This is a genomic window from Shewanella sp., assembly GCF_051658185.1.
GTDB lineage: Bacteria > Pseudomonadota > Gammaproteobacteria > Enterobacterales > Shewanellaceae > Shewanella.
The window spans coordinates 1-2,185 of the sequence record NZ_JBOFMC010000257.1 but is presented as its reverse complement, the minus strand read 5'-3'; the positions used below and the strand labels follow the sequence as shown (position 1 = coordinate 2,185).

2 protein-coding genes and 1 pseudogene are annotated in these 2,185 nt (G+C 50.6%); 1 reads left to right on the top strand and 2 read right to left on the bottom strand.

Annotation, left to right across the window (positions count from 1 at the left end):
- Nucleotides 1-836: RecQ family ATP-dependent DNA helicase (locus ACRCZA_RS10030; RefSeq protein ID WP_438674300.1), on the bottom strand; the 836-nt coding region annotated here is incomplete at its 3' end.
- Between the two features lie 182 nt (nt 837-1,018).
- On the opposite strand from ACRCZA_RS10030, the gene rarD reads away from it, so the two are divergent.
- Complete coding sequence (gene rarD / locus ACRCZA_RS10025) at nt 1,019-1,906, top strand: EamA family transporter RarD (protein ID WP_438674299.1); 888 nt, start codon at nt 1,019-1,021, stop codon at nt 1,904-1,906.
- Nucleotides 1,907-2,033: 127 nt separating this feature from the next.
- Here rarD and ACRCZA_RS10020 read toward each other — a convergent pair.
- Nucleotides 2,034-2,185: pseudogene (locus ACRCZA_RS10020) on the bottom strand (amino-acid N-acetyltransferase); the annotation flags it as partial.

The window sequence follows — 2,185 nt, the reverse complement described above, 5'->3', positions numbered from 1 at the left end:
TCCTGAACGGCACCACGCTCCTCTTGGGTCATCCCGGCATGGTAGGCTCTCGCCTTAAAGCCCTGCAGAGTTAAACGCTCGGCGACCTCATCCACCCGCCGCCGGCTGCTGCAATAGATAATGCCACTGCTGCCATTTTGCTGGAGTAAAAACTGGCGCAACTGATTAGCGGCATTGAGTTTTTCAGCAACAGTGTAGCGAATATTGGGTCGATCAAAGCTCGATAACAAGCGATAAGGATTAATCCCGAGACGATCGCAAATACTTTGGCGGGTCGCCTGATCGGCCGTGGCGGTTAACGCCATCATAGGCACATAGGGAAAGAGTTGTTTTAGCTGGCCAAGCGCGGCATATTCGGGACGAAAATCATGGCCCCACTGACTAATACAGTGCGCCTCATCGATGGCAAACATCGAGAGCGGCATGGAGTGCAAGCGTTCAATAAAATCGGCGGTTAATAAACGTTCGGGTGACACATACAGCAGCTTTAACTCCCCATGACGCAGCTGCCTGAGCACCTGTGCGCTCTGCTCTCGTGGCAACGACGAATTCAGATAGGCCGCGGCCACTCCGGTTTGCAGCAAGCTATCGACCTGATCCTTCATCAAAGAAATCAAGGGGGACACCACAATGGTAATGCCCTCCATCAACAACGCAGGCAACTGATAGCACAGGCTCTTACCGCCGCCGGTGGGCATGATCACCAGGCAATCCTGGCCACTGCACACACGCTCAATCACCTCCCGCTGGCCATCACGAAAATCACGGTAACCAAAGACCTGAGCGAGACGCTCGGAGAGTGGATCATCATGTCGGTCGAGTAAGGGCGTTTCCATGGGTAGTCTATGTCAAAAGTGAGGGCGCCTATTCTAAAGGAGTGAGTCGCTCCTGTCTTGCCTCAATCGCACTTACCGCCGTGGGATGACACCACCATCGCGGCAAAATATCCCAGCGTCCGCTTGAGTCAAATGCCGGTGGGGCCTACAATCGCCGTCCCAATCTTTGTCTAAGAAATGCCATGCCAAACCATGAATACCGCAAAGGGATCCTACTCGCTGTTAGCGCTTACTGCATGTGGGGTTTTGCACCGTTATATTTCAAATTACTCCATCAGGTATCTGCCACTGAAATTTTAATCCACCGAGTCGTCTGGTCATTTGTGTTTATGGTGATCATCATGCTGTTTATCGGAGGATTCTCCAGGTTACGCCTGGTGTTTAAGCAGCCCAAGCAATTGCTGGTACTGACCATTACTTCCATTTTAATCGCTGGCAACTGGTTGTTATTTATCTGGGCAGTCAACAATGATCATATGCTGGATGCGAGCTTAGGTTACTTTATTAACCCGTTACTCAACGTGCTATTGGGGATGTTATTTTTAGGGGAAAGATTACGAAAATTACAATGGGTTGCCGTCGGCCTTGCCAGTATCGGCGTACTCGTCCAGCTCATTTCCTTTGGCTCGATTCCCATTGTTTCGCTGGCATTGGCCAGCACCTTTGGCTTTTACGCCTTGCTGCGTAAAAAGGTCAATGTGGATGCTAAATCAGGGCTATTGGTTGAAACCGCGATCCTACTCCCTGTGGCGCTCATCTATCTTATCGCCACCCTCGATAACGCCAGCGCCAATATGCTCACCAATACCTGGCAGTTAAATGCCATGTTGATGGCTGCGGGAATTATTACCACGATCCCCCTGCTGTGTTTTGCTGGCGCAGCGACACGCATTCCGCTGTCGATGCTAGGATTTTTCCAATATATCGGTCCCAGCATTATGTTCATCTTAGCGGTAAGTTTATTTAATGAACCCTTTGATGCCGAAAAAGGCGTGACCTTCGGGTTTATCTGGAGCGCCCTGCTGGTGTTCACCTTAGACATGGCCTACAAACGTAAAACGACGTCATAGCCTCGCGCATCAATTGCGACAAAGGTGCGGGAGGTTAACCACTCCCAGCGCCTTTGTCACTGAGCCAAAAGACACCGTCAATCATTAATAGCTATCATCGACACTCACTGGCGCGACGGAGCGCAACTCACAGATCAAGTGCGAGAATTTTGGAGCGGCGCTGGTAGTTATACAGCTGCTTTTTCTTCTGCGGCAACGCATCCACATCTTCAATCACAAAGCCGTGCTCTAAAAACCAGTGAATGCTGCGGGTTGTTAACGCAAACAAGCGGGAGTAAC

What these genes read in the sequence shown, in the direction of transcription:
- rarD (WP_438674299.1), top strand. Translation starts at nt 1,019, where the DNA reads ATGCCAAACCATGAATACCGCAAAGGGATCCTACTCGCTGTTAGCGCT.